Source organism: Leucobacter sp. GX0328 (assembly GCF_053567315.1).
The window spans coordinates 151,973-176,665 of sequence record NZ_JBSGPC010000001.1; the positions used below are offsets into that span (position 1 = coordinate 151,973).

The following is a 24,693-nucleotide window of genomic DNA, read 5'->3' on the forward strand; positions in this document are numbered from 1 at the left end:
TTCGCAGTTCGGATAGTAGTTGCAAGAATAGTTACCACTTGGCAAGTGTGCAAGTGGTTGCACGAACTTTCCGCTCTGGGCCCATGGCCGCCAGGGATCGCCCCGCGCTCAGAGCCGCGCGAGCTCCTCGATGTCTTCGAGGAACAGGGACTGCTGCTCGTCCGATACCGTCGCACGGGTGACCGAGAGCGCGGCGAGGTAGTCACCCGTCGTGAGGTCGGCCCCGGGCTCGCCGGCGCCCGGGCCCGCGGCCGCCCCCTCGCCGTCGTCGCTGCCCGTGCCGCCGCCCGAGCGCAGCGCCCGCGCCAGCGCCTCCTGCGACGCCCGTCGAGCGGCGTACTCGATATCGGCCGGGGTGAGCCCCGCGCTGCGCTCGACGAGCGCCGCGAAGTCGATCTCGCCCGCGATCGCCTGCGGCACGTACCGGCGCCAGATCGCGCCGCGCGCCTCGTCGTCGGGCAGGCCGATCGGCAGCACGTAGTCGAAGCGGCCGTGCCGCAGGAACGCGGCGTCGAGCGCGCGCACGAAGTTGGTCGCGCAGATCAGCAGCATGCCCTCGCGGCTGCGGAAGTCGGCGACGATCTTCAGCAGCTCGTTCGTGACGCCCTGCGTCGGCGTCGGCGGGTCGCTGCGGCGCGACGCGATCTCCTCCACCTCGTCGATGAACACGACGCCGTGCTCGAGCTCGTCGATCTGCTCGAAAGTGCTGCGCAGCGACGACGCCATACTGCTCATGCCGTCGCCCAGGCGCGACGGGAACACCTCGACGAACGGCCATTCGAGCCGCGAGGCGACCGCCTTCGCGAACGTCGTCTTACCGGTACCGGGCGGGCCGAAGAGCATCACCGCCCGGGGCGGCACGACACCGTAGCGATCGGCGAGATCGGGCTGCGCGAGGGGAGCCACCAGACGCTCCTCGAGCAGCTGCTTCTCGTGCCGCATACCCGCGACATTGCCCCAGAGGTGGCGCGGCAGAATGCGGCCGCCGACCTCCTTGAGCAGTTCGAGCTCGCGCCGCTGCACGGGCATCTGCCGTTCGAGGAAGCGCAGATCCGAGCGCACGCGGAACCCGTTCGACGTCAGCATGTCGAGGCGACTGCCCTCGGGCATCAGCACCGACAGCGTCGACAGCCCGAGGGGCGCCATCTTGCGCTCGAGCGCGTCGAGCAGCGCGCCCGATACGTTCTCGGAGCGCGCATCCTCCGATGCCCGGAAGAACACGACCCACCCCTGGGCGTGCGCCGCTCGACCGACCGCGGCGGCGACCACGATCTCGTCGCGCACGGCGACGACGGCGTGATCCTCGCGGCACGAGGCGGTCACCTCGGCGAGCGAGTACACGGGCTGCTCGTCGGAGGCCTGCGCCTCCCACCACAGCCGGACGACGGCGTCGAGGTCGTCGTCATGGAATTCTCGGATCGTGATGCGTGCCATGGCTCGATCATGCCAGGCGACCGCCCCGTACCGGGCGGAATCGTGCAGATCCTTCCGCGAAGTTCGGCACTTCTTCCGCACTGGTGAAATCGCACGGTAGACTGGTGCGCACGGGCCGATCCGATATCGGCCCCATCGTCGCTGATCTTCATGCATACCGGGCCGTTCGACAGGCCCGAGCCGAGGCCCCAGGCCCCGAGACTTTCCGCGGCGAACGGTGCGCGCGGCCCCGCGCTGCACCCGCCGAACCGCAGCGACGCACGACCGCGCCGCCCGATCCCTGCCGGGAGCACGGGCCCGCGCGCGCCGCGCTGCTCAGCCAGAAAGGTCCCCGTGACCGAACAGACCACTCCCGCCCCGTCGTTCCGCGACCTCGGCGTACCCGAAGCCATCGCGCACGCCCTCGAGAAGAACGGCAAGGAGACCGCCTTCCCGATCCAGCGCGACACCCTCGCCGACACCCTCGCCGGCCGCGACGTGCTCGGCCGCGGCCGCACCGGCTCGGGCAAGACCATCGCCTTCGGCATCCCCCTCGTCGCGAACCTCGCGAGCGACGCGCAGGACGCGGCGAGGAAGCGCCGACCGAACCGCCCGCGCGCCATCGTGCTCGCCCCCACCCGCGAGCTCGTCACCCAGATCGCCGAGACCGTGAAAATGCTCGCCGACCCGATCGGCGTCAAGGTCACCACCATTTTCGGCGGCATCCCGCAGCGCCGCCAGGAGGCCGCCCTCGAAGCCGGAGTCGACATCGTCGTCGCCGCTCCCGGTCGGCTCGACGATCTCATGCGCCAGGGCGTCGTCAGCCTCGACGGTGTCGAGATCACGGTGCTCGACGAGGCCGACCACATGGCCGATATGGGCTTCCTGCCCGTCGTCACGCGCATCATGAACAAGACCCCGAAGCACGGCCAGCGCCTGCTCTTCTCGGCGACCCTCGACAACGGGGTCGACAACATCGTGAAGAAGTACCTGCACGATCCGATCCTGCACTCGGTCGACGCCGCCGAGTCGCCCGTGCCGCAGCTCACGCACCACGTCTTCGAGATCGCGGGCAAAGATCAGAAGGACGCCCTCATCGAGGCCCTCGCCTCGGGCACGGCTCGCCGCATCTTCTTCACCCGCATGAAGCACCAGGCGAAGAAGCTCGCGAAGCAGCTCACCGCCCGCGGCATCCCCGCGGTCGAGCTGCAGGGCAACCTGTCGCAGAACGCACGCGACCGCAACCTCGCCGAGTTCGTCTCGGGCGAGGCGAAGGTGCTCGTCGCAACCGACGTCGCCGCCCGCGGCGTGCACGTCGACGGCGTCGAGCTCGTCGTGCACATCGACCCGCCGGTCGAGCACAAGGCCTACCTGCACCGTTCGGGCCGCACCGCCCGCGCCGGCAACGAGGGCGACGTGGTCACGCTCGTGCTGCCCGAGCAGCGCGGCGAGATGCGCCAGATCATGCGCGCCGCGAAGATCCGCGTGACCCCGCAGCAGGTCAACCCGATGGCCGCGCAGATCGCCCCCGAGGTGCTCGCGCTCATCGGCGAAGTCGCGCCGCGCGTCGACCCCCGGGAGACCGAGCGCAAGCGTGCCGCGGCCCAGGTCGCGCAGCAGCGCGCCGCCGGGCACGCCCCCGCGGGCGAGGGCAAGTCGCAGGGCGCCAACGCCAAGCGCAAGCGCTCGCGCGGCGGGCGCGGGCGCAGCGGTGGCGGCGCCGGCCAGAGCATCAGCGGTCAGGGCGGTTCGCAGGGCGGCCAGAACGCCGGCCAGGGCCGGCAGGAGCAGAATCGACAGGGATCCCAGCAGCCCCGCACGCAGGGTCAGCCGGGCAGCGGCCGCCGTCGCACGGGCGGTCGCGGCCGCGCCACGGGCGGCGGCACGGTCTACTCCACCAACAGCTGACACGTCCTCGACGAGCCCCGCACCCCGATCGCCTCGGGGTGCGGGGCTCGTCCTGTTTCCGCTCGTCGCGTCTCCATTCGTCGTATCTCCACCCCCTCGGCCGAAATCTTGTGACGGAATGAGTGCTCGAACCACTGTTTTCGCGCGCATTTCGCACCTATACTCGATCGGTGGGCATCTATCGTGATCTGGGGCGCAACCCCGGCGTCTTCCGTATCGTTCTCTCGCAGGTCTTCGCGAGGTTCCCGTTCGGCATGCTCTCGATCATTCTGCTGCTGCACATCCAGAACGCCTACGGCGACTACACCTCGGCCGGTATCGTGCTCGCGGCGCAGAGCGCGGGCCAGGCGGTATCGGGCCCGCTGAGCAGCAGGTTCATGGGCCGCTGGGGCATGCGCCCGGTGCTCACCGTCACCTCGATCGTGTGCGCGGCGCTGCTCATCACGGTCGCCGTCGTACACCTGCCGCTCCCCGTCGTCGCCGTCATCGCGGTGTTCGTCGGCCTCGCCACTCCCCCGGTCACGCCGGCAGTGCGCACGATCTACCCGAAGCTCGTGCCCGCCACGCAGCTGTCGGCTCTGTACTCGCTCGACGCGGCGGCGCAGGAGATCATCTGGGTCGCCGGCCCCGTCATCGCGGTCTTCGTGTCGTCGCAGTTCGGCACGACCGTCGGACTGTGCGTCGCGGCCGGCTTCATGCTGGTCGGCGGCGCCTGGTTCATCGTGAGCCCTGCCCTGGGCGCCGTGCGGCTCGCCCGCCCGAAGCGCGGCTTCGGCGCGGTACTGCGCCACCCGACCGTCGTCATCACCACCGTCGTCGGCTTCTTCATGGTCGCGTCGTTCGCGTCGCTCGAGGCCGGCGTCGTCGCGGCCTTCGCGGGCCCCGGCCAGGGGCACGGCGATATCCGTTCGGGCATCGTGCTCGCTCTCTTCGCGGGCGGTTCGCTCGTCGGCGGTCTGCTTTTCGGGCACCGCGAGATGCGCCCCTGGTCGCTCGCGCTGCGCCTCTTCGTCGTGCTCGTCGGCATCGCCGCCTGCCTCGTCATGCTCGACATGTGGTGGCTGAGCGTCATGCTGTTCATCGGCGGCCTCGGCACGGCGCCCGCATTCGCCGCGATCTCGAGCATCATCGCGGTCTCCATCAAGTTCTCGGAGACGGCCGAGGCGTTCGGCTGGATCGGCACCGGCCAGCTCGTCGGCGTCGCCTCCGGTTCGGCGCTCGCGGGTATCGCCATCGACGCCTCGGGTGCGCACGGCGCGCTGCTCGTGTCGAGCGGGCTGCTGCTCGCAGGCCTCATCTGCTCGGTGGCGACGCTCCGCTGGATCCCCGATCTGCGCGGCCGCAGCATCGAGGCGCCTCCCGAGACGGGCACCGTCACCCTCCCGCTGCCGTAGGGCGGTGCGTTCGACAGGCATCGTAACGATCCGGTCGCGTCCAGGGTTTCGGCAGGCGCCTCCCCGTGCCGCTGAGCACGGCCACCCTATGGTGGGGTGCATGGCCTCCATTACGAGAACCCGTGCCCTGACCGCCCTGACCGCCGGCGGTCTGCTGCTCCTGCCGCTCGCAGCATGCTCCGGCGGCACCGGCGGCAGCGTCCCCGATCTCGCGGCCTCGAGCGACTTCGTCAGCTCGGACGCGGCTCGGTCCATGGAGGATTCGGCGCCGGGCGGTTCGGCGGAGACGCCGGGCGCCGAGAAGTCGATCATTCAGACCGGCGACATCAGGCTCTCGGTCAAAGACCCCACCGCCGCGGCAGACGAGGCCGCTCGGGTCGCCGCGAAGTTCGGCGGATCGGTCGAATCGATGTCGGTGTCGGGCACGGGCGACCGCTCCACCGCGAACCTCACGCTGCGCGTCCCGGCCGACGAGCTCGACGCTGCCTTCGCAGCGCTCGGCGAGATCGGCACCGTCGAATCCGAGAACCGGTCGGCCGTCGACGTCACGGCCGAGCACGCCGATCTCGACGCTCGCGTCGGCGCCCTCGAGACGTCGGTCGAGCGACTGCAGGGCCTCATGGCGAACGCCGCCTCGACGACCGAACTGCTCGAGGCCGAATCGATGCTGTCCCAGCGCCAGCAGGAGCTCGACGGGCTCAAGGCCCAGCTGCAGGCACTCGAGGGCCAGGTCGCCGAATCGACGATCACGGTGTCGCTCACGAGCCCGAGCACGCTGCCCGGCGGCGGCCCCGCGAACTTCTGGGAAGGCCTCCTCGCCGGCTTCTCGTCGCTCGGCGCCGCCGGCTCGGGCGCCCTCGTGCTGCTCGGCGTACTGCTGCCGTGGCTCGTCGTGGGCGGCATCATCGCGCTCGTCGTCGTGCTGATCGTACGCCGCACCCGCCGACGCGGCCGCGCGCGGCGCGCGGCGCAGGCATCACCCGAGCAGGCGGCACCCGGCCGGGCTGCTCCGAGGCAGGCCGAGCCCGGTCAGCCGGCGAGCGGCTCGAGCAGCGACGCGTAGGCGAGCGGGCGGCCGGCGACGCGCTCGGCGGCACGATGCCCCGTGTGCATCGCGCCGGTGACCGTCGCCGAGTCGTCGCCCGAGGTCGCCTCGCCCGCGATGTGCAGCACGCCGCCGCCGAGGGGCGTCGCGAGCAGTTCGTGGTCGGCGCCGACCGCGTCGACGGTCATGTACGAGTACGAGCCGCGCGTGTAGGGGTCGTGCTGCCAGCGCGTGATGCGCGCGTGCACGGGCTCGACGACGGCATCGCCGTAGATGCCGCGCAGCCCCTCCATGACCGAGGCGACGATGCGCTCGTCGCTCCAGTCGCGGATGGTGCGGGCGCACTCCCCCGCGGCGAAGGTGAGCAGCGTGGGTTCCCCGCTCGGCCCGCTGAGGTCGTACCACGAGTGCCACCAGTCGCCCGCAGCGCCCTGCCGGCGCACGCCGTAGACGCCGTCGTCCCAGAACTTGCGCGGGAACCGCAGGAAGACCTTCTCGAAGGCGTTCATCTCGAAGCCCGCGAGCGCGCCCGCGACGGGCTGCGGCAGCTCGGGCTCGAAGGCCAGCGCTCCGCTCTTGAGCACGCCGACGGGCACGGTGACGATGACGCGGTCGGCCGCGAACTCGTCGCCCGAGGCGGCCACGACCGCTCCGGCCTCCGACCAAACGATGCGCGACACCTCGTGCTCGAGCCGCACGTCGAGGCCCGCGGCGAGGCGGGTCGCGAGCTCGTCGTAGCCGCGCGGGAAGACGACCTCGTCGCCGTCGATGACGTCGTCGTCGAGGCCGTGCGCCCCGAGAATCGTCGCATCGGCGCCGACCTGCTCCTCGCTGCGGTGCCGCAGGTACTCGCGCACGCGCGCGGCGCGTTCGGCCTCCCAGCCGCCCGCGCGCAGCTCGTCGAGCACCGCATCGACGACGTCGCCGTACGAGGCGCCGGGCTCCGCCGCGGCGATGATCGCCTCGAGGCGGGCATCGGTCTCATGGATATCCGCCGCGAAGGCCTCCGCCGCCTCGTCGGTCAGGCGCGCGCCGTCGGGCCGGTAGTACGCGAGCGGGCGCCCGTCGGGCTGGTAGCTGCCCATCGTGAACTCCGTCATCGGCAGACCGAAACCGGCCGCGACGTCGAAGAGGGGGCAGTCGTCGATGCCGTGGATCCACGACGCGCCCATGTCGGTGACGCGACCGCCCTCGCGCTCGGTGTGCACGCGGCCGCCCACGCGGTCGCGCGCCTCGAGCACGAGCACGCGCTGCCCGGCGCGCGCCAGGAGCCCGGCCGCGGTGAGCCCCGCGATGCCGGCTCCCACCACTATCGAATCGAAGTGTTCCATCGTCTCTCCGCTCTTCACTCGTCATGCCGCCGTTCGGGGCGGCTGCTCATCGCGCTCGGCGATCCCTGGCCGGCTCACTCGTCGGGAACGAGCACCGGCGTGTCGCGGTTCAGGCTCTCGCGGCGGAAGAACGGCTTCGAGTTCGGCCGCAGCCACCAGATGCCCATGAGCACGAAGCCGAGCAGGATCGCGCCGACGCCGATGACGAAGGCGCCGCCGATGCCGAGCAGCACCGTGTAGCTGTAGTCGACGCTGATCATATCGATCGCCGACTGCACGAAGGCGTAGCTCAGCATGAGGCCGCCGAGCGCGGGGAGGATGCCGCGCATCCACAGGTTGCGGGCGTTCTCGCGCAGCGTGTCCTTGAAATACCAGACGCAGGCGAAGGAGGTGATCGCGTAGTACAGCGCGACCGCGAGCCCCATCGAGGTGAGCGAATCGGCGAGCACGTCCTCCGAGATGATCGACATGCCGACGTAGTAGACGATGGCAGCGACGCCCATGAGCGTGGTCGAGAACCACGGGGTCTTGAAGCGGGGGTGCAGCTCGGCGAACTTCGCAGGCAGCGCGCGGTAGACCGCCATGGAGAGGGTGCCGCGCGCGGTCGGCAGAATCGTCGTCTGCGTCGACGAGGCCGCCGAGATCATCACGCCGAGGATGAGGAACCAGCCCCACGGCCCGAACAGCGCCCCGCTCAGCACCGAGAACACATCGTCGATGCTCTCGGGGTTCGTGAGCCCGAAGCCGGTGTCGCCGAAGCCCGAGAACATCATGACCGCGATCGAGGTGCCGACGTAGAGCACGATGAGCACGACGATGCTCGACAGCGCCGCGCGACCCGGAGTCTTACGCGGGTTCTTCGTCTCCTCGTTCAGCGCGAGGCAGGTGTCCCAGCCCCAGTAGATGAAGAGGGCGAGCAGCACGGCCTCGATGAACCCCGACCACGAGGTGAGCCCCGCCGGGTTGAACCACTGCCAGTCGAAGGCGATCGAGCCCTCGGAGGTGCCGTTCACGGCATGCCCGATCGCGAGCCCCGCGAACAGCACCATGGCGACGATCTGCACGGTCATGAGCACCATCTGCAGCCGCTCGCCCATCTGCACGCCGATCGTGCTGATGACGGTCATGATGGCCATGAACACGACCGAAGTGCTCACGACGATGACGCGATTGTCGGCGAACTCCTGGTTGCCGAGCAGCAGCCAGAAGTACTTGCCGGTGATCTCGCCGACGTTCGACAGCACCATGATGGCCGATACCGCCACGGCCCAGCCGCCGATCCAGCCCGTGACGGGGCCGAACGCTTTCGCGCCCCACACGAAGGTGGTGCCGCAGTCGGGCATATCGCGGTTCAGCTCCTGATAGGCGAAGGCCGCGAAGATCATGGGCACGCAGGCGACCACGAATACGAGCGGTGCCTGGGAGCCCACCGCGAGGATGACGTAGCCGAGCGTCGCCGCGAGCGAATAGAGCGGAGCAGTCGACGCGAGGCCGATGACGGTGGAGCCGACGACGCCGAGGGTGCCTGCGCTCAGGCCCTTGCCGACGTGGATGTGCCCTGTTTCAGTGGCGTTACTGAGGGTCTTCTTCGACATAGCGCCAATTGTGCAGCAATTCGCGCCGGGGCGAAAGCTGAGAAGAGTTTTCCATCGATTCGACTCATTCCGAAGCATACGGCACAAGATTCTTCGAAAACAGTTCTGCAGGGATCATCGATCCTCCGGGATCCTCATTTTCGACCGCGTAGCGCGCCTCGAGCAAATGTGCGAGACTTGCGGCACCCGAGCCCACCAGCATCCTTATGGAGGAGTGATCCGAACATGGGTACATTCGCAGTCATCGACCCCGCCACCGGGCAGACCGTCGCCGAATACCCCGACGCGACCGCGGCGGATATCGAGAACGCGCTGACGTCGGCGCAGAGCGCCTACCGCGATTGGTCACGGAAGACGACCGTCGCCGAGCGCGCGGCGCTCGCGAAGCGCGCGGCCGAACTCTTCGACGAGCGCAAGGACGAACTCGGCGCCATCATCAACCGCGAGATGGGCAAGCCGCTCGACCAGTCCGTCGGCGAGGCCGAGTTCTCGGGCGCGATCGCCGCGGCCTTCGCCGACAACGCCGAGGAGTGGCTCGCCGACGAGGTGCTCGAGGTCGAAGACGGCCTGAAGACCTTCTTCCGCTTCCAGGGCACCGGCGTGATCCTCGGCATCATGCCGTGGAACTACCCCTACTACCAGGTCGCCCGCTTCGCCGTGCCGAACCTCATCCTCGGCAACACGATCGTGCTGAAGCACGCGGCGCAGTGCCCCGAGTCGGCGCTCGCGCTCGAGCAGCTGTTCAAGGACGCCGGCTTCCCCGAGGGCGCCTACGTCAACGTGTTCGCGACCCACGAGCAGATCTCCGGCATCATCGCCGATGACCGCATCCAGGGCGTCTCGCTCACCGGCTCGGAGCGCGCCGGAGCGATCGTCGCCGAGCAGGCCGGCCGCGCGCTCAAGAAGTGCGTGCTCGAGCTCGGCGGCTCTGACGTCTTCCTCGTGCTCGACACCGCCGACCTCGACCATGCGGTCGCGCACGCCGTGGGCGGCCGCATGGAGAACTCGGGCCAGGCCTGCAACGGTTCGAAGCGCATCGTCGTCATCGACTCGCTCTTCGACGCCTTCCGCGAGAAGTTCGTCGCCGCTATCGGCGGCCAGAGCTACGGCAGCGACTTCGGCCCGCTCTCGTCGGCCGCCGCTACGAAGACGCTCACCGGCCAGGTGCGCGGCGCCATCGACCAGGGCGCCGAGGTGCTCGTCGGCAGCGCCGAGCCCGAGGGCAACGTCTTCACCCCGACCGTGCTCGCGAACATCACGCCCGCGATGGAGGCCTACAGCCAGGAACTCTTCGGCCCCGTCGCCCAGCTCTACCGCGTGTCGAGCGATGAGGAGGCCGTCGAACTCGCGAACTCGTCGCCCTACGGCCTCGGCTCGGTCATCATCTGCGACGACCTGGAGCGCGCCGAGCGCGTCGGCGATCAGCTCGAGGTGGGTATGGTCTTCATCGGCGCCGCGGGCCTCGAGGGCGCCGACGTGCCCTTCGGCGGCGTCAAGAAGTCGGGCTACGGCCGCGAGCTCGGCCGCGTCGGCATGCTCGAGTTCGCGAACAAGAAGCTGTTCCGCTTCGCGGGCTGATCTTCTCGCGCTGATGCGCTGACAATGGGTCGCAAATCGGGGTTCTCTGGTCGATTCCACCCCGATTTGCGACCCATTGTCGTCCCGGCACGGCGCCCGAGCCCGGTGACCCGCGCGGCGCCCGAGCCCGGTTGCGCGGCACCCGGCCCGGGCGCGAGGCCGCCTGCGCCACCGGGCGTTCACCCGGCCCCGGTATGCTCCCGGCATGCCCGAGCCCGCGACGCCCCCTGACGGCGCACCGTCTGCGCGGCATTCGGCGCGGGAGGTGCTCCGCGTCTTCCTGAAGCTCGGGGCGACCTCGTTCGGCGGCCCGATCGCGCACCTCGGCTACTTCCGCACCGAGTTCGTCGAGCGGCGCGCTTGGATGAGCGACGAGGAGTACGCCGATCTCGTCGCGCTCTGCCAGTTCCTGCCCGGGCCCGCATCGAGTCAGGTCGGGTTCGCGATCGGGCTGCGCCGGGCCGGGCTACTCGGCGCCCTCGCGGCGTTCGCGGCGTTCACTCTGCCGTCGGCGGCGCTCATGGTGGTGTTCGCGTTCGGCGCCGCCCGCATCGACGGCCCGATCGGCGCCGGCCTCATCTCGGGGCTGCAGATCGTCGCCGTCGCGGTCGTGGCGCAGGCCGTGATCGGCATGGCTCGCACGCTGGCCCCCGACCGGTCCCGCGCATCGATCGCGGTCTGCGCCGCGGTGCTGGTGCTGCTGCTGCCCGGGTCGCTCGGCCAGGTCGCGGCGATCGCGTTCGGCGGGGTCACCGGGCTCGCACTCGGCCGCAGGGGGCTTCCGGCCGAGGCGCCCGCGCGGCCGTCGGGGCCGGTGCGTCCGGCCGCACCGCGCAGGGCGACGGGCATCGTCTGCCTGGTGCTCTTCGCATGCCTGCTGGCTCTGCTCCCGGTCGTCGTGCACGCGACCGGCGGGGCGCGTTCCGACGCCGCCGGCGGCCTCGCACTGTTCGATGCCTTCGCCACTGCTGGCGCACTGGTGTTCGGCGGCGGCCACGTCGTGCTGCCGCTCCTCGAGGCCTCGGTCGTCGCACCCGGCTGGGTGCCGGCCGCCGACTTCATCGCCGGATACGGCGCCGCGCAGGCGATGCCCGGCCCGTTGTTCTCGTTCGCTGCATTTCTGGGCGCGGACTCGACGGTCGGCCCGGGAGGCCACTCCGGTGCCGCGATCGCGCTCACCGCGATCTTCCTGCCCGGGCTCCTGCTGCTCATCGGGGTGCTACCGTTCTGGGAGGCGCTGCGCGAGCGACATGCGGTGCGGGGGTTCATGCGCGGGGCGAATGCCGCTGTGGTGGGCGTGCTCGCCGCGGCGCTCTACTCTCCGGTGTTCACGACCGCCGTGCTGGGCTCAACGGACCACGGCGGCGCGGCCGGCCCGACAGGCCCGGCAGGCATCGGAGGGAGCACCGGCGCTTTCGCGCTCGCCCTCGTCTGCTTCGCGCTGCTCGTCGTCTGGAAGCTGCCGCCCTGGGTCGCAGTGCTCGCCGGTGCCGCGGGCGGCGTGCTGCTCGCCGCCCTGCGGGGCTTCTGCTAGGCCGGTCGGCGTCGCGCAGCCCGTCGGTCCGCCGAACCCGCCGAACCCCTCGACGTCGGTAGCCCCGCCGCGCCGCGCCCCGAACCGCTCACATGATATGCTGAACGCGTTCATTGAACACGTTCAGCGAACTGACTGCGCTGTTCCGGGCGCGGCAGGGACCGGACGAAAGGGGTCGCCCATGATCACCACTCGCGAGCAGCACAGACTCGCCACCCGGCGGCGCGTCATCGCGGCGGCGCGGCAGCGCTTCGTCGAGCGAGGCTACGCCGCGACCACGGTGCGCGGCATCGCCGAAGCGGCAGGGGTCAGCACTGGTACCGTCATGGCGGTGGGCGACAAGAACGCGCTGCTCATCGAGGTCTTCGACGCGCAGATCGCGGCGCTGCACGCGGGATCATGGTACGAGGGCGCGGCTCCGACGACGACCGACGCAGCGGCGGCAGACCGCAGCACTGCAACCGAGCGCAGCGCCGCGACCGGGACCTGCGTCGACCGACTCGCGGCCCTCGCACGACCGTTCGTCGAGCTCTTCGCCGTGCATGCCGACCTCGCACGGCGCTACGCGGCGATCCTCGTATCGGGCACGCACCGCTCGACGCTCTTCACCGAGCTCGCCGACCGGCTGCGGCAGGATTTCGCCGCGGCCATCGCGTCGCCGCGCGGCTGCGCCGCGAGCGCGGACGCACCGTCTCGAGCAGCGTCCCTGTACTACGCCTACGTCGGGGTGCTCTTCAGTGCCTCGGCGACCGGAGCCGTCGATGTCCGTGAGATCGAGCAGGAGCTGCGGCGCGCGTTCGCCGCCTGTTGCCGGTGCTCGGGCGCTGGGCGCGACGGCGGCGCTCGAGGTGCGACTGCAAGCGCGGTGGAGGCACGATGACGCCGACCGTGCTCACGCTGCCGCCGCTGCCCGCGATCTGGTGGTTGCCGGTCGCACTCGCGATCGCGCTGCTCGCCGATGCGGCGATGTCGGTGCGGCCTCCCCGCTTCATCCGCGACTGCCTCGACGGCGTGCGCTTCCCGCGCGGCTGGTGGTGGGCGCTCATCGTCATCAAGGCCCTGGCGGCGGCCGGGCTGATCGTCGGCATCTGGCTTCCGGGCGTCGCCTTCGCCGCGAACGTCGGCGTGATCGTCTACTTCGTGTGCGCCGCGGTCGCGCACATCCGCGCCCGCTTCTTCGGCCAGGCGTTCTGGGTCAACTGCCTCGGCATGCTCGCGCTCTCGGTCGCGGTGCTGCTCGGGTCGGTGCTCCCCGCCTGAACGCGCGAAGCGCCTGGGCGCACGATTCCTCGTGCGCCCAGGCGCTCACGGCGAACAAAGGGTCGCGATCTGGGGTCCGGTGGCCGCACCGACCCCAGATCGCTCCCCCCCCCCCCCCCCCCCCCCGACCCTTTGTCAGGCGCTGCGGCGGATCTTCGCTCGATCCGCCCGCGAGAACCTACCAGCGGGGCTTGCGCTTGCCATCAGCGCGACCGGAGCCCGAATCGCGCCCGCGATCCTCCCAGCCGCGGCCGCCGCGATCGCCGCCCCGATCGTTCCGGTCGTAGCCGCCGCGTCCCCCGCGGTCGTACCCGCCGCGGTCGCCACGGTCGTTCCGGTCGTAGCCGCCACGGTCGTTCCGGTCGTACCCGCCGCGCCCGCCGCGGTCGTACCCGCCACGGTCCCCGCGATCGTTCCGGTCGCCTCGACCCCCGCGGTCGTAGCCGCCACGGTTCCCGCGGTCATACCCGCCACGGTCACCGCGGTCGCCCCCGCGGTAGCCGCCGCGATCATCGCGATCGCGGCCGCCGCGGCGATCCTCCCAGCCCTTGCCGCGCGGAGCGGGGCCGTTGTCCTCGCTGATCTCGATCGGCTTGCCCTTGATCCGGGTATCGGAGAGCGCCGCGAGCGTCTCGGCCGACAGGTTCGCGGGCAGTTCGACGAGCGAGAAGTCGTCGCGCACCTGGATGCGGCCGAAGTCGCCGCGGCTGAGGTTGCCCTCGTTCGCGATGGCGCCGACGATCTGGCCCGGGTTCACGTTGTGGCGGCGGCCGACCTCGATGCGGAACATCTTCAGGTCGTCGCGGCGCTCGCGGGGGCCGCGATCCTCGCGCGGGCGATCCCTGTCGGAGCGGTCTCGGCCGCCCTGGGCCTCTTCGAGGAACTTCGCGGCCTGCTTGCGGTCGCGCTCGAACTTGCGGTCGTCGTCCTCGGACAGCAGCAGCGGCGTGTCGCCCTGCGCGACGACGGCGAGCGCCGCGGCCACGTCGGCCTCGGGCACGTCGTGGTGGCGCACGTAGTGGTCGATGATGTCGCGGAAGCGGTCGACGCGCGCGGTCTCGGCGAGCGCGGCGGTGATGGCGTCGTCGAAGCGCGACAGGCGTGTCGCGTTGACCTCGTCGACCATGGGCAGCGGCATCTGGGTGAGCGGCTGCTTCGTGGCCTTCTCGATCGCCTTCAGCAGGCGGCGCTCGCGGGGCGTGACGAAGCTGATCGCGTCGCCCGAGCGGCCGGCGCGGCCGGTGCGGCCGATGCGGTGCACGTACGACTCGGTGTCGATCGGCAGGTCGTAGTTGACGACGTGGCTGATGCGCTCGACGTCGAGGCCGCGCGCTGCCACGTCGGTCGCGACGAGGATGTCGAGCTTGCCGTCCTTCAGCGCCTGCACGGTGCGCTCGCGCTGCGCCTGCTGGATGTCGCCGTTGATCGCGGCGGCCGAATAGCCGCGGGCGCGCAGCTTCTCGGCGACCTGCTCGGAGTCGCCGCGGGTGCGCGTGAAGACGATGAGGCCGTCGAAGTCCTCGACCTCGAGAATGCGGGTGAGGCCGTCGAGCTTCTGCGTGTACGACAGCACCACGTAGCGCTGGGTGATGTTCGACGAGGTCTGCGTCTTGCCGGCGATCTTGATCTCGCGCGGGTCGTTCAGGTGCTGCTGCGAGATGCGGCGGATCTGCGCCGGCATCGTCGCGGAGAACAGAGCGACCTGCTTCTCGGCGGGGGTGTCGGCGAGGATGGTCTCGACATCCTCCGCGAAGCCCATCTTCAGCATCTCGTCGGCCTCGTCGAGCACCAGGTACTTGATCTGGCTGAGGTCGAGCGAGCCGCGGTTCAGGTGGTCCATGATGCGACCGGGGGTGCCGACGACGATATCGACGCCGCGGCGCAGCGCCGAGAGCTGCTGACCGTAGGCCTGGCCGCCGTAGACGGGCAGCAGGTGCACGCTCGGCAGGTGCGCGGCGTAGCTCTCGAAGGCCTCGCAGACCTGCAGCGCGAGCTCGCGGGTCGGCGCGAGCACAAGGGCCTGGGGCACGCCGGCGCCGGGCTCGATGCGCGACAGGATCGGCAGCGCGAACGCGGCGGTCTTGCCGGTGCCGGTCTGTGCGAGGCCGACGACGTCGCGCCCCTCGAGCAGCACGGGGATGGTCGCCTCCTGGATCGCCGACGGGTGCTCGTACCCGACGTCGGTGATGGCGCGCAGCACCTTCGGGGCGAGGCCGAGGTCGGCGAAGGTCGCGCGCTCCTTCTCGGCGGGAGCGGCGGGAGCGGCGGGAGCGGCGGCCTCGGGGGCCTCGGGGGCCGCAGCGGGGTCGGCGGCCCCGGTGGCGGTGTCGTGCGACGCGGCGTCGGTGGCGGCGGCCTCTTCGGTCACCTCTGCTTCTGCGGGCGCGGGGGTCTCGGCGGGTGCGGCGGCGTCCTCGACGACCGAATTGTGTTCGGCGTCGGGCTGGTCCAGGTTCTCGGAAGAGGGCATCGTACCATCTTACACCGCTTTACCGCCCCCACGACCGGCTCACCCCGATTGTTCACTGGCCCCGCGCCCGCGGTCCGGGATTCCGGACAATGACCGGCCGAACTTCGTTGTCCGCTCCCCCGACCCGCGATGAGATGGTCGAAGCAGCATCCGCCGCCCGCTCGAGTTTCGAGCGGCACCGACCGAAAGGCACCCGATGTCACTCCCCGGCGCCCGCCCCGTCCGCGCCCCGCGCGGCACCGAGATCTCCGCGAAGAGCTGGCAGACCGAAGCCCCGCTGCGCATGCTCATGAACAACCTCGACCCCGAGGTCGCCGAGCGCCCCGACGACCTCGTCGTCTACGGCGGCACCGGCCGCGCCGCGCGCTCGTGGCAGGCGTTCGACGCGATCGTCGACACGCTGCGCGACCTCGAAGACGACGAGACGCTGCTCGTGCAGTCGGGCAAGCCGGTCGGCGTCTTCCGCACGAACGTGTGGGCGCCTCGCGTGCTCATCGCCAATTCGAACCTCGTGGGCGACTGGGCGACGTGGCCCGAGTTCCGCAGGCTCGAGGCCGAGGGGCTCATGATGTACGGCCAGATGACGGCCGGTTCGTGGATCTACATCGGCACCCAGGGCATTCTCCAGGGCACCTACGAGACCTTCGCTGCCGCCGGCCGCAAGCTCATCGGTCAGGGCCGCATCGCGGCGGTCGAGGGCAAGGGATCGCTCGCCGGCACGCTCACCCTCACCGGCGGCTGCGGCGGCATGGGCGGCGCCCAGCCGCTCGCCGTGACCCTCAACGACGGCGCCTGCCTCATCGTCGACGTCGACCGCACGCGCCTCGAGCGCCGCGCCGGCAAGCGCTACCTCGACGAGGTCGTCGACGACCTCGATGCCGCGCTCGCCCGGGTGCGGCAGGCGAAGGACGAGCAGCGGGGCTGGTCGGTCGGGCTCGTCGGCAACGCCGCCGAGGTGTTCCCCGAGATCCTGCGCCGCCACCGCGCCGGCGAGATCGCGATCGACCTCGTGACCGACCAGACCTCGGCGCACGACCCGCTGTCGTACCTGCCGATCGGCTATTCGGTCGATGAGCACCTCGCCCGCGCCGAGGCCGACCCCGAGCAGTTCACGAAGGATGCGCAGGCGTCGATGGCCGCGCATGTGAAGGCCATGGTCGAGTTCCAGGACGCGGGCGCCGAGGTGTTCGACTACGGCAACTCGATCCGCGACGAGGCCCGCACGGGCGGCTACGACCGCGCCTTCGCATTCCCAGGCTTCGTGCCGGCCTACATCCGCCCGCTCTTCTGCGAGGGGCTCGGCCCGTTCCGCTGGGCCGCGCTCTCGGGCGACCCCGAAGACATCCGCGTCACCGACGAGGCGCTCAAGGAGCTGTTCCCCGAGAACGTCCACCTGCACAAATGGCTCGATGCGGCCGAGGAGCGCGTCGAGTACGAGGGCCTGCCCGCGCGCATCTGCTGGCTCGGCTACGGCGAACGGCACCGGGCCGGCCTGCTCTTCAACCGGCTGGTCGCCGAGGGCAAGGTCTCCGCGCCGATCGTGATCGGCCGCGACCACCTCGATTCGGGCTCCGTCGCGTCGCCCTACCGCGAGACCGAGGCCATGGCCGACGGTTCCGACGCGATCGCGGACTGGCCGCTGCTCAACGCGCTCACCGCGACCTCGTCGGGGGCGACCTGGGTGTCGCTGCATCACGGCGGCGGCGTCGGCATCGGCCGCTCGATCCATGCCGGCCAGGTCTCCGTGGCCGACGGCACCGAGCTCGCCGCGCAGAAGCTCGAGCGCCTGCTCACCAACGACCCCGGCATGGGCGTCATCCGCCACGTCGACGCGGGCTACGAACGCGCCGCCGAGGTCGCGAGCGAGCGGAACGTGCGCGTTCCCCTCGAGCCGACCATCCGCAACACCGAGCGCGCCTGGTAGGTTCCCGGCATGGCAACGCTTCTCATCGACGGCATCGGCGAGTTGACCACGAACGACGAGGCGCTCGGCGCAGGGATCGGCGGCCGCATCGCCGATGCCGCCGTCGTGGTCGAGGACGGTCGCGTCGCGTGGGCGGGCCCGGCGGCGCAGGCACCCGCGGCGGATGAGCGCTTCGACGCCGCGGGGCGCGCGCTGCTGCCGGGGTGGGTCGATTCGCACACCCACATGGTGTTCGCCGGAGACCGCACGGCCGAGTTCGAGGCGCGCATTGCGGGCGAGTCGTATGCGGCGGGCGGCATCAACGTCACCGTGAACGCGACGCGCGCTGCGAGCGACCACGAACTCGACGCGAACCTCGCTCGGCTCGTCGACGAGGCCCGGCGCGGCGGCACGACCACGATGGAGACGAAGACGGGGTACGGCCTCGACGTCGAGCACGAGCTGCGCAGCGCGCGCATCGCCGCGGGCCGAGTCGACGCCGTCACATTCCTCGGCGCGCATCTCGTGCCCGCCGGGGCCGACGCCGACGCGTACCTCGACCTGGTCTGCGGCCCCATGCTCGACGCGGTCGCGCCGCACGTGAGCGCGGTCGACGTGTTCTGCGAGACGGGCGCCTTCGACGGCGCCGCCTCGACTCGGGTGCTCGAGGCCGCCGCCGCGAAGGGACTCGCCACCCGCGTGCACGGCAATCAGCTCGGGCACGGGCCGGGCGCCCGGCTGGCGGTCGAGCACGGGTCGCTGAGCGTCGACCACGTCGGCTTCCTCGACGACGCCGACATCGAGGCGCTGGCCGCGTCGTGGGCGGGCGGTGCGCGCGGCACCGTGGCAACCGTGTTGCCGGCCTGCGACCTCTCGACCCGCATGCCGCTCGCGCCGGCCCGCCGCCTCACCGACGCGGGCGCCATCGTGGCGATCGCCTCGAACTGCAACCCCGGCACGTCGTACACGAGCTCGATGGGCTTCTGCGTCGCGACCGCCGTGCTGCAGATGGGGCTCAGCGTGCAAGAAGCGGTACGGGCCGCTACGCTCGGAGGGGCCATCGCCCTCGGCATGCACGAGGACGGCTGGCGAGACCCGCACGGCGCCCCGCAGCCGGCGGTCGGTGCGATCCGCCCCGGCGCGCGTGCCGACCTGCAGCTGTTGCAGGCCCCGTCGGCCACCCACCTCGCCTACCGCCCCGGCGTGCCGCTCACCGCGGCGGTCTGGCGCGCGGGCGAACGGGTCGCCTGAGCGCGGCGCACCATCTCGCCTCACCCCGGGCGGCGCGCCGCACCGAGCAAGGAGAGCACATGGAGTCGTCGCAGCGCACCGGGACTGGGCTCAAGCGCGGGCTGAACGCTCGGCACATCCGCTTCATGGCCCTCGGATCCGCGATCGGCACCGGCCTCTTCATGGGCTCGTCGAGCGCCATCCAGAGCGCCGGCCCCGCCGTGCTGCTCGCCTACATCATCGGCGGTGCCGCGGTCTTCATGGTCATGCGCGCACTCGGCGAGATGGTCGTGCGCCACCCCGTCTCGGGCTCGTTCGGGCAGTACGCATCGCGCTACATCCATCCCTTCGCCGGCTTCCTCGTCGGGTGGAGCTTCGCCTTCGAGATGTTTCTCGTCGCGGTCTTCGATGCGACTGCGATCGGCGTCTACATGCGGTTCTGGTACCCGGAGGTCTCGCAGTGGGTGTGGGTGCTCGCGGTCGTGTTCTTCATCGCCGCCATCAACATGATCGGCGTGAAGGTGTTCGGCGAGCTCGAGTTCTGGTTCGCGCTCATCAAGATCTCGGCGATCGTCGTGCTGATCGCCGCGGGCGCCGCCGTCATCGTCTTCGGCTTCGGCGTCGCGGGCCACGACCAGATGGGCCCGCAGAATCTCGTCGCGCACGGCGGCTTCATGCCGAACGGGCTGACCGGGCTGCTCGCCTCGTTCACCATCGTGATGTTCGCCTTCGGCGGCATCGAGATCATCGGCGTCACGGCCGGCGAGGCGCAGAACCCGAAGCAGGTCATCCCGAAGGCGATCAACTCGGTGCCGCTGCGCATCCTGCTCTTCTACGTGCTCGCTCTCGGCGTCATCATGTGCATCCAGCCGTGGGTCGACATCACCGGCGAGACGAGCCCCTTCGTCTCGCTCTTCGAGTCGATGGGCTTCCAGGCCGCGGCCGCCGTGTTCAACGTGGTGCTCATCACCGCCGCGCTCTCGGCGATGAACGCCGACATCTTTGGCGCGGGGCGCATGCTGCACGGCCTCGCCGAGCAGAGTCAAGCGCCGCGAGCGTTCATGCGCACGACCCGGGGCGGCGTGCCGATCATGACCGTCGCCACGATGGTCGTCGGCCTGCTCGTCGGCGTCGTCCTCAACTACCTCTACCCCGACCAGGCGCTGTTCCTCTTCGGCGCCCTCGCGACCTTCGCGACCGTGCTCGTGTGGCTCGTGATCCTCATCGCGCACATCCGCATGAAGCGCGAGATCGCCGCCGAGCGCCGCACATCGAGCGAGTTCCCCGTACCGCTGTGGCCGGTCGCCTCGTGGCTGACCGTCGGGTTCATCGGCTTCGTCATCGTGATGGTCGGCATCGTGCCCGACTCGCGGCCCGCGCTCTGGGTCGGCCTCATCTGGGTCGGTCTCCTCGCGATCTGCTATTTCGCGTTCGTGCGGGGCGACGGGCGAAAGCCCCACCCGCTCGTGGACGAGACGGCGGCGCGCACCGACGATCCCGCCGCCGCGCAGCGCTGAGCCCGCGATGCCGAGCCCGCGATGCTGAGCTCGCACTGCCGAGCCCGTGCTACCCCGCCGCCCCGGAGCTCCCGGCCGTGCTGCGGCCGTGGATGCGCTGCGACAGCGTCGTCGCCGTTCGGCGCACCTCGGCGACGAGGGCTGCGAGCCCGGCCTCGTCGACCTCGCCTTCGCGGAAGGTGAGCGCGACCGCCGCGACGGGCCAGTGTCGGTGGTCGAGCACGGGCAGCGCGACCGAGGCGAAGCCCGGCGTCACCGAACCGCGTTCGAGCGCATAGCCCCGCGTCGTCGTGTCGTCGAGCACCGTGCGCAACCGCGAGTAGCGGTCGATCTCGACGTCGCCCGGCCGGAGCGCGGTGTCGTGCCGGTGCACGAACGCGGCGCTGTCGGGGAAGAGCGCGCGCACCTGGGCGCGCGGCAGGGCGGCGAGAATGGAGCGGCCGCTCGCCGCGAGCTGCATCGGCAGGCGCACTCCGACATCGGTGATGAGGGCAGGGGCGCCCTGCGCGCGCTCCTCGACGACGTAGAGAACGTCGCGCCCGTGGGGCACCGCGAAGTGCCCGCTGAAGCCGAAGCGGTCGACGAGCGAGGCGATGAGCGGGCGGGCGATGCGGGCGAGCGGCTCCTGCCGCTCGTAGGCCGAGCTCAGTTCGACCGCGGCGATGCCGAGCCCGTACCGCTGCTCCTCGGGCAGGTGCATGACGAAGCCGTGCTCCTGCAGCGTCGCCAGCAGATGGTAGACGGTCGATCGCGGCAGCTCGAGCTGCGTCGCGATCATGCTCGCCGCCAGCGGCCCGCGCGAGGCTGCGAGCAGGCTCAGGATGCGCAGCGTCTGGTCGGCCGCGGGCACCTTCGGCTGGGTCATCCATCGATCCTACTGCGGGCTTCGGCGGCTATTGTCGGGATATGGCTGAACCTCGCATCGCAATCACCGGCGGCACTGGATTCGTCGGACGCAACCTCGCGGAACGGTTCGAGGGTCCCGTGATCGTCTCCCGCAGAACCGGCGTCCCGGTCGACGACGTCGAGGCGCTCGCCCGCGTGTTCGCGGGGTGCGACGCCGTCGCCCACTGCGCCGGCATCAACCGCGAGATCGGCGACCAGACGTACGAGCGCGTGCATGTTCGCGGCACCGCCGCCGTCATCGAGGCGGCGAAGCGGGCCGGTGTGAAGAAGATCGTGATGCTGAGCTTCCTCCGCGCCAGGCCCGGAAGCGGGTCGCCCTATCACGAGTCGAAGTGGGAGGCCGAGGAGATGATCCGCGCCTCGGGGGTCGACTATACGATCCTCAAAGCGGGCATGATCTACGGGCTCGGCGACCACTTGATCGATCACACTACGCGGACCGTCAGAACTCTGCCGCTGTTCGCCACCGTCGGGCTCAAGGAGAAGACCGTGCGCCCCGTACCCGTCGAAGAGCTTGTCGACGTGATGGAGGCGGCGCTCCGCGGGCGGCTCGAGCGCAAGACCGTCGAGGTCGTCGGCGCCGAGGAGCTGAAGCTGAGCCGCGTGGTGCGCCGGGTGGCCGATGTGCAGGGCCGGCCGATCGGGATCCTGCCGGCACCGGTCTGGGCGCTCACCGCGCTCGGGCAGCTCACCGAATGGACCATGCAGGTGCCGCTCGTCGCGAAGGCGCAGGTGCGCATGCTCGCGGAGGGCGTCTCGCATGCTGCGCCATACGCCGAGAAGCTGCCCGAGGATCTGCTCCCCAGGAAGATGCTCACCCGGGAGCAGATCCTCGCGGCGACACCCGAAGCGGGCCGGTTCGGCTTCAGCGACCTGCGCTGGGCGAAGTAGCCCGGCTCAGTCCAACCGCGAGCCGAGCGCGCCCTCGACGGCCTCGAGCGCCCGCCCGGTCACGACGAACTCGTGCGCGGCCGCGATCGTGGGCGACAGGAACGAGTCGGTGTCGGGCGTCGGGATGGCGGTGCGGAAGAGCGCGTGCACGGCCGCGGTCGCCGCACCGGGGACGCCCGCGGCGGCGTCGAGCGCGCGGAAGTCGAGCGCGCGGGTCGAGGCGAGCAGTTCGATCGCGATCACGCGGCCGAGGCCATCGATGGCGCGACGCAGCTTGCGGCCGGCGTGCCACCCCATCGACACGTGGTCCTCCTGCATCGCCGACGACGGGATGGAGTCGACCGAGGCGGGGGCCGCGAGGCGCTTCAGCTCGGAGACGATGCCGGCCGACGTGTACTGCGCGATCATGAGACCCGAGTCGAGGCCGGGGTCGGCTGCGAGGAAGGGCGGCAGGCCGTGATTGCGCGCGGTGTCGAGGAAGCGGTCGGTGCGGCGCTCGCTGATCGAGGCGACGTCGGCGACGGCGATCGCGAGGAAGTCGAGCACGTAGGCGACGGGGGCGCCGTGGAAGTTGCCGTTCGATTCGACGCGCCCGTCGGGCAGCACGACGGGGTTGTCGATGGCCGAGCGCAGCTCGATGGCGGCCACGCGGGCGGCATGGTCGACGGTGTCGCGGGCGGCGCCGTGCACCTGGGGGGCGCAGCGCAGCGAGTACGCGTCCTGCACCCGCGTGAACTCCCCCTCGGCGGGGCGCTGGCAGAGGGTCGAGGCTTCGAGCACGCGCAGCATGTTGGCGGCGGCCGCGCCCTGGCCCGGGTGGGGGCGCAGGGCGTGCAGATCGGCGGCGAACACGGCGTCGGTGCCGGTGAGGCCCTCGACGCTCGCGGCGGCGGCGATGTCGGCGGTCTTGAGCAGCAGGGCGAGGTCGTGCAGGGCGAGGCAGAGCGTGCCGAGCATGCCGTCGGTGCCGTTGATGAGGGCGAGCCCCTCCTTCTCGGCGAGCACGAGCGGTTCGATACCGGCGGCGGCGAGCGCTTCGGCCGCGGAGATCGGCGCGTCGTGCGGGTCGAGGCTCACGCGCACGTCGCCCTCGGCCATGAGCGTGAGTGCGCAGTGCGCGAGGGGGCTGAGGTCGCCCGAGCAGCCGAGCGAGCCGTACTCGTGCACGACCGGGGTGATGCCGGCGTTGAGGATGGCGGCGTAGGTCTCGACGACGACCGGGCGCACGCCGGTGCGGCCCGAGGCGAGTGTGTCGAGGCGCAGCAGCATGAGGGCGCGCACGACCTCGCGCTCGACTTCGGGCCCGGTGCCGGCGGCGTGCGAGCGGATGAGGCTGCGCTGCAGCTGCTGCCGCTTCTCGACAGGGATCTGCACTTTCGCGAGCGCGCCGAAGCCTGTGGAGACGCCGTAGTGGGGCCGGGTGTCGTTCGCGAGCTCCTCGATCACGCGGCGGCTCTCGGCGACGCGGGCGAGGCCGGCCTCCGAGACCTCGATGCGCGCGTCGTGGCGGGCGACCGAGACGACGTCGGCGACGGTGAGGGGCGACGAACCGATGACGACGACCGGTGCTGGGCGAGTGTTCATAACTTCGATGGAACCGCACGCGCGGGTGCCGCAGGGGTGCACGGCGCCCGATCGTGTCCGGGATTCCAGACGGCGCCGCGGATCCCTCTCGCGGCCGCGCCGGGGCCCGCTGCTAGCGTCGCAGGCATGAGCCCCGACGCCCCGACCCAGCGCCCCCTGCCGCACGACCCTTCCTGGCCCCGCACCGGCGGATGGCCCGCCCCCGGCGGCGACCCGGTCGACCTCGCGCTCATCGGCATCCCGACGTCGCAGACCTCCCTCTCTCCCTCGAATGCGCACGTGACGCCCGCCGCCGTGCGCGCCGCCCTGCGCCGCTACTCGGGCCATGTCGTCGCCCCGGGCGACGCGGAGTCGCGGGGCGACGAGGCCGAGACCGTCATCGACGAGGCGCTGCGCATCGTCGACGTGGGCGACGTCGCCGACGCCGATTCCGTCGACGGCGAGCGCGCCGCGACCGCACGGGTCGCCGAGCTCGCGCGGCAGGCGCAGCTCGTCGTCGCGCTCGGCGGCGACAACGCGCTCACGGTGCCGGCGGCGCTCGGCGTCGCGGGCGACGAGCTCGGCACGGCCGGCCTCATCACGCTCGACGCCCATCACGACCTGCGCGACGGCCGCACCAACGGCGCGCCCGTGCGCCGCCTGATCGAGGCGGGCCTCGACCCGCGGCGCATCGTGCAGATCGGCATCGCCGACTTCGCCAACTCCCACGAGTACCGTCGGCGCGCGAAGGAGCTCGGTATCACCGTGATCCACCGCGACGAGCTGCACGACCGCCCGCTCGGCGAGATCGTGGCCGAGGCCCTCGGGGTCGCGGGGGCCTCGGGCGGCCCGATCCACGTCGACCTCGATGTCGACGTCTGCGACCGCTCGGTCGCGCCAGCCTGCCCCGCTTCCATCCCGGGCGGCATCCAGGCGCACGAGCTGCGCCGCATCACGCGGCTGCTCGCGGCCGACCTCCGGGTGCGCGGCATCGATATCGCCGAGGTCGACGCGACGGCCGACGCCGCCGACCAGCGCACCGTGCGCCTCGCCGCGATGTGCGTGCTCGAGGCCGCCGCGGGCCTCGCCGGCAGACTCGACCGCTCGGAGTCTCCGCAGGTCTCGCCGGGCCTCGCGCCGCACCTGCTACCGTGA

General features: G+C 71.4%; 18 protein-coding genes. 12 read left to right on the top strand and 6 right to left on the bottom strand.

Annotation, left to right across the window (positions count from 1 at the left end; translation table 11 throughout):
• Nucleotides 1-108 precede the first annotated feature (108 nt).
• Nucleotides 109-1,434 (bottom strand): AAA family ATPase, encoded by a 1,326-nt coding sequence (locus ACUYTF_RS00665; protein ID WP_434141531.1) that lies wholly within the window; start codon nucleotides 1,432-1,434, stop codon nucleotides 109-111.
• Between the two features lie 333 nt (nucleotides 1,435-1,767).
• Here ACUYTF_RS00665 and ACUYTF_RS00670 point away from each other — a divergent pair, with 333 nt between their 5' ends.
• From ACUYTF_RS00670 to ACUYTF_RS00680, 3 genes are all read left to right on the top strand, one after another.
• Nucleotides 1,768-3,321, top strand: a complete 1,554-nt coding sequence (locus ACUYTF_RS00670; RefSeq protein ID WP_434141530.1) for a DEAD/DEAH box helicase — start codon at nucleotides 1,768-1,770, stop codon at nucleotides 3,319-3,321.
• 170 nt (nucleotides 3,322-3,491) lie between these two features.
• Nucleotides 3,492-4,715: an MFS transporter gene (locus ACUYTF_RS00675; protein ID WP_434141529.1), complete on the top strand. Its 1,224-nt coding sequence runs from the start codon at nucleotides 3,492-3,494 to the stop codon at nucleotides 4,713-4,715.
• 100 nt (nucleotides 4,716-4,815) lie between these two features.
• The gene (locus tag ACUYTF_RS00680; protein ID WP_449279204.1) at nucleotides 4,816-5,778 is read left to right on the top strand and encodes a DUF4349 domain-containing protein; all 963 of its coding nucleotides are present in this window, start codon (nucleotides 4,816-4,818) and stop codon (nucleotides 5,776-5,778) included.
• On the opposite strand, the gene ACUYTF_RS00685 is transcribed toward ACUYTF_RS00680, so the two are convergent.
• Nucleotides 5,745-7,091, bottom strand: a complete 1,347-nt coding sequence (locus tag ACUYTF_RS00685) for an FAD-dependent oxidoreductase (protein WP_434141527.1) — start codon at nucleotides 7,089-7,091, stop codon at nucleotides 5,745-5,747. The two genes, ACUYTF_RS00680 and ACUYTF_RS00685, sit on opposite strands and share 34 nt — an antisense overlap.
• Before the next feature lie 74 nt (nucleotides 7,092-7,165).
• Nucleotides 7,166-8,686, bottom strand: a complete 1,521-nt coding sequence (locus ACUYTF_RS00690; protein WP_434141526.1) for an amino acid permease — start codon at nucleotides 8,684-8,686, stop codon at nucleotides 7,166-7,168.
• A 168-nt stretch (nucleotides 8,687-8,854) separates the two neighbouring features.
• Here ACUYTF_RS00690 and ACUYTF_RS00695 point away from each other — a divergent pair, with 168 nt between their 5' ends.
• From ACUYTF_RS00695 to ACUYTF_RS00710, 4 genes are all read left to right on the top strand, one after another.
• A complete protein-coding gene (locus ACUYTF_RS00695) occupies nucleotides 8,855-10,264 on the top strand; it encodes an NAD-dependent succinate-semialdehyde dehydrogenase (protein WP_449279205.1) in 1,410 nt (469 codons plus the stop codon).
• Between the two features lie 205 nt (nucleotides 10,265-10,469).
• Nucleotides 10,470-11,798: a chromate efflux transporter gene (gene chrA / locus ACUYTF_RS00700; RefSeq protein ID WP_434141524.1), complete on the top strand. Its 1,329-nt coding sequence runs from the start codon at nucleotides 10,470-10,472 to the stop codon at nucleotides 11,796-11,798.
• Nucleotides 11,799-11,979: 181 nt separating this feature from the next.
• Complete coding sequence (locus tag ACUYTF_RS00705) at nucleotides 11,980-12,678, top strand: TetR family transcriptional regulator (protein ID WP_434141523.1); 699 nt, start codon at nucleotides 11,980-11,982, stop codon at nucleotides 12,676-12,678.
• On the top strand, nucleotides 12,675-13,058 hold the full coding sequence (locus ACUYTF_RS00710) for a DoxX family protein (protein ID WP_434141522.1): 384 nt from the start codon (nucleotides 12,675-12,677) through the stop codon (nucleotides 13,056-13,058). The genes ACUYTF_RS00705 and ACUYTF_RS00710 overlap by 4 nt, the downstream gene beginning before the upstream one ends.
• Nucleotides 13,059-13,236: 178 nt before the next feature.
• Here the strand turns inward: ACUYTF_RS00710 and ACUYTF_RS00715 are convergent, their stop codons facing one another.
• Nucleotides 13,237-15,528, bottom strand: coding sequence for a DEAD/DEAH box helicase (locus ACUYTF_RS00715; RefSeq protein ID WP_434141521.1), 2,292 nt, complete (start codon nucleotides 15,526-15,528; stop codon nucleotides 13,237-13,239).
• Nucleotides 15,529-15,724: 196 nt separating this feature from the next.
• On the opposite strand from ACUYTF_RS00715, the gene ACUYTF_RS00720 reads away from it, so the two are divergent.
• From ACUYTF_RS00720 to ACUYTF_RS00730, 3 genes are read left to right on the top strand one after another with little or no spacing between them, the layout of a single operon-like run.
• Nucleotides 15,725-17,452 carry a urocanate hydratase gene (locus tag ACUYTF_RS00720; protein ID WP_434141520.1) on the top strand — a complete coding sequence of 576 codons (1,728 nt, stop codon included), beginning with the start codon at nucleotides 15,725-15,727 and terminating at the stop codon, nucleotides 17,450-17,452.
• A gap of 9 nt (nucleotides 17,453-17,461) precedes the next feature.
• On the top strand, nucleotides 17,462-18,682 hold the full coding sequence (gene hutI / locus ACUYTF_RS00725; protein WP_449279206.1) for an imidazolonepropionase: 1,221 nt from the start codon (nucleotides 17,462-17,464) through the stop codon (nucleotides 18,680-18,682).
• Nucleotides 18,683-18,741: 59 nt separating this feature from the next.
• Nucleotides 18,742-20,178, top strand: coding sequence for an amino acid permease (locus ACUYTF_RS00730; protein ID WP_434141517.1), 1,437 nt, complete (start codon nucleotides 18,742-18,744; stop codon nucleotides 20,176-20,178).
• Between the two features lie 49 nt (nucleotides 20,179-20,227).
• Here ACUYTF_RS00730 and ACUYTF_RS00735 read toward each other — a convergent pair whose 3' ends face one another.
• Nucleotides 20,228-21,043, bottom strand: coding sequence for an IclR family transcriptional regulator domain-containing protein (locus ACUYTF_RS00735; RefSeq protein WP_434141515.1), 816 nt, complete (start codon nucleotides 21,041-21,043; stop codon nucleotides 20,228-20,230).
• A gap of 41 nt (nucleotides 21,044-21,084) precedes the next feature.
• Here ACUYTF_RS00735 and ACUYTF_RS00740 point away from each other — a divergent pair, with 41 nt between their 5' ends.
• Nucleotides 21,085-21,975 carry an NAD(P)H-binding protein gene (locus tag ACUYTF_RS00740; protein ID WP_434141513.1) on the top strand — a complete coding sequence of 297 codons (891 nt, stop codon included), beginning with the start codon at nucleotides 21,085-21,087 and terminating at the stop codon, nucleotides 21,973-21,975.
• Between the two features lie 6 nt (nucleotides 21,976-21,981).
• Here the strand turns inward: ACUYTF_RS00740 and hutH are convergent, their stop codons facing one another.
• Nucleotides 21,982-23,559, bottom strand: coding sequence for a histidine ammonia-lyase (gene hutH, locus ACUYTF_RS00745; RefSeq protein WP_434141510.1), 1,578 nt, complete (start codon nucleotides 23,557-23,559; stop codon nucleotides 21,982-21,984).
• A gap of 126 nt (nucleotides 23,560-23,685) precedes the next feature.
• Between hutH and ACUYTF_RS00750 the strand changes: the two genes are divergently transcribed.
• Nucleotides 23,686-24,693 (top strand): arginase family protein, encoded by a 1,008-nt coding sequence (locus ACUYTF_RS00750; protein WP_434141508.1) that lies wholly within the window; start codon nucleotides 23,686-23,688, stop codon nucleotides 24,691-24,693.